This window comes from Cedecea sp. AS113 (assembly GCF_037152415.1).
GTDB lineage: Bacteria > Pseudomonadota > Gammaproteobacteria > Enterobacterales > Enterobacteriaceae > Cedecea.
In genome coordinates this window covers 1-3,148 of sequence record NZ_JBBCMI010000044.1, presented here as the reverse complement: position 1 = coordinate 3,148, position 3,148 = coordinate 1, and the positions used below count along the sequence as shown (strand labels likewise).

Sequence of the window (3,148 nt, the reverse complement as noted above, 5' to 3'; positions counted from 1 at the left end):
CGATTGTGTCTTACGAGACACCTTCGGGTTGTGAGGTTAAGCGACTAAGCGTACACGGTGGATGCCCTGGCAGTCAGAGGCGATGAAGGACGTGCTAATCTGCGATAAGCGTCGGTAAGGTGATATGAACCGTTATAGCCGGCGATTTCCGAATGGGGAAACCCAGTGTGACTCGTCACACTATCATTACGTGAATACATAGCGTAATGAAGCGAACCGGGGGAACTGAAACATCTAAGTACCCCGAGGAAAAGAAATCAACCGAGATTCCCCCAGTAGCGGCGAGCGAACGGGGAGCAGCCCAGAACCTGAATCAGTTTGTGTGTTAGTGGAAGCGTCTGGAAAGTCGCAGGGTACAGGGTGATACTCCCGTACACTAAAATGCACATACTGTGAGTTCGAAGAGTAGGGCGGGACACGTGGTATCCTGTCTGAATATGGGGGGACCATCCTCCAAGGCTAAATACTCCTGACTGACCGATAGTGAACCAGTACCGTGAGGGAAAGGCGAAAAGAACCCCGGCGAGGGGAGTGAAAAAGAACCTGAAACCGTGTACGTACAAGCAGTGGGAGCCTCTTTATGGGGTGACTGCGTACCTTTTGTATAATGGGTCAGCGACTTATATTCTGTAGCAAGGTTAACCGTATAGGGGAGCCGCAGGGAAACCGAGTCTTAACTGGGCGTTAAGTTGCAGGGTATAGACCCGAAACCCGGTGATCTAGCCATGGGCAGGTTGAAGGTTGGGTAACACTAACTGGAGGACCGAACCGACTAATGTTGAAAAATTAGCGGATGACTTGTGGCTGGGGGTGAAAGGCCAATCAAACCGGGAGATAGCTGGTTCTCCCCGAAAGCTATTTAGGTAGCGCCTCGTGAACTCATCTTCGGGGGTAGAGCACTGTTTCGGCTAGGGGGCCATCCCGGCTTACCAACCCGATGCAAACTACGAATACCGAAGAATGTTATCACGGGAGACACACGGCGGGTGCTAACGTCCGTCGTGAAGAGGGAAACAACCCAGACCGCCAGCTAAGGTCCCAAAGTCATGGTTAAGTGGGAAACGATGTGGGAAGGCACAGACAGCCAGGATGTTGGCTTAGAAGCAGCCATCATTTAAAGAAAGCGTAATAGCTCACTGGTCGAGTCGGCCTGCGCGGAAGATGTAACGGGGCTAAACCATGCACCGAAGCTGCGGCAGCGACACTATGTGTTGTTGGGTAGGGGAGCGTTCTGTAAGCCGTCGAAGGTGAACTGTGAGGTTTGCTGGAGGTATCAGAAGTGCGAATGCTGACATAAGTAACGATAAAGCGGGTGAAAAGCCCGCTCGCCGGAAGACCAAGGGTTCCTGTCCAACGTTAATCGGGGCAGGGTGAGTCGACCCCTAAGGCGAGGCCGAAAGGCGTAGTCGATGGGAAACAGGTTAATATTCCTGTACTCGGTGTTACTGCGAAGGGGGGACGGAGAAGGCTATGTTAGCCGGGCGACGGTTGTCCCGGTTTAAGCATGTAGGCGGAGCGTTTAGGTAAATCCGGACGCTTATTAACGCTGAGGTGTGATGACGAGGCACTACGGTGCTGAAGTAACAAATGCCCTGCTTCCAGGAAAAGCCTCTAAGCATCAGGTAACATTGAATCGTACCCCAAACCGACACAGGTGGTCAGGTAGAGAATACCAAGGCGCTTGAGAGAACTCGGGTGAAGGAACTAGGCAAAATGGTGCCGTAACTTCGGGAGAAGGCACGCTGTCGGTAAGTGAAACCCCTCGCGGGTGGAGCTGAAGGCAGTCGAAGATACCAGCTGGCTGCAACTGTTTATTAAAAACACAGCACTGTGCAAACACGAAAGTGGACGTATACGGTGTGACGCCTGCCCGGTGCCGGAAGGTTAATTGATGGGGTTATCCGCAAGGAGAAGCTCTTGATCGAAGCCCCGGTAAACGGCGGCCGTAACTATAACGGTCCTAAGGTAGCGAAATTCCTTGTCGGGTAAGTTCCGACCTGCACGAATGGCGTAATGATGGCCAGGCTGTCTCCACCCGAGACTCAGTGAAATTGAAATCGCTGTGAAGATGCAGTGTACCCGCGGCAAGACGGAAAGACCCCGTGAACCTTTACTATAGCTTGACACTGAACATTGAGCCTTGATGTGTAGGATAGGTGGGAGGCTTTGAAGCGTGGACGCCAGTCTGCGTGGAGCCAACCTTGAAATACCACCCTTTAATGTTTGATGTTCTAACGTAGACCCGTGATCCGGGTTGCGGACAGTGTCTGGTGGGTAGTTTGACTGGGGCGGTCTCCTCCTAAAGCGTAACGGAGGAGCACGAAGGTTAGCTAATCACGGTCGGACATCGTGAGGTTAGTGCAAAGGCATAAGCTAGCTTGACTGCGAGAGTGACGGCTCGAGCAGGTGCGAAAGCAGGTCTTAGTGATCCGGTGGTTCTGAATGGAAGGGCCATCGCTCAACGGATAAAAGGTACTCCGGGGATAACAGGCTGATACCGCCCAAGAGTTCATATCGACGGCGGTGTTTGGCACCTCGATGTCGGCTCATCACATCCTGGGGCTGAAGTAGGTCCCAAGGGTATGGCTGTTCGCCATTTAAAGTGGTACGCGAGCTGGGTTTAGAACGTCGTGAGACAGTTCGGTCCCTATCTGCCGTGGGCGCTGGAGAATTGAGGGGGGCTGCTCCTAGTACGAGAGGACCGGAGTGGACGCATCACTGGTGTTCGGGTTGTCATGCCAATGGCATTGCCCGGTAGCTAAATGCGGAAAAGATAAGCGCTGAAAGCATCTAAGCGCGAAACTTGCCCCGAGATGAGTTCTCCCTGACCCTTTAAGGGTCCTGAAGGAACGTTGAAGACTACGACGTTGATAGGCTGGGTGTGTAAGCGTAGCGATACGTTGAGCTAACCAGTACTAATGATCCGTGAGGCTTAACCTTACAACACCGAAGGTGTTTTGAGAGACGAAAGATTTTCAGCTTAGTTCAGGATTAGATTGATGGTTATATGGAGATATAACGGTCAATAACAGAATTTGCCTGGCGGCCGTAGCGCGGTGGTCCCACCTGACCCCATGCCGAACTCAGAAGTGAAACGCCGTAGCGCCGATGGTAGTGTGGGGTCTCCCCATGCGAGAGTAGGGAACTG

At 52.6% G+C, this 3,148-nt stretch carries 2 rRNA genes; both read left to right on the top strand.

From position 1 onward, the window contains the following. Positions 1 to 34 precede the first annotated feature (34 nt). Positions 35 to 2,940, top strand: a 23S ribosomal RNA gene (locus WFN87_RS23905). Positions 2,941 to 3,038: 98 nt separating this feature from the next. Further along, positions 3,039 to 3,148, top strand: a 5S ribosomal RNA gene (gene rrf, locus WFN87_RS23900); the annotation flags it as partial.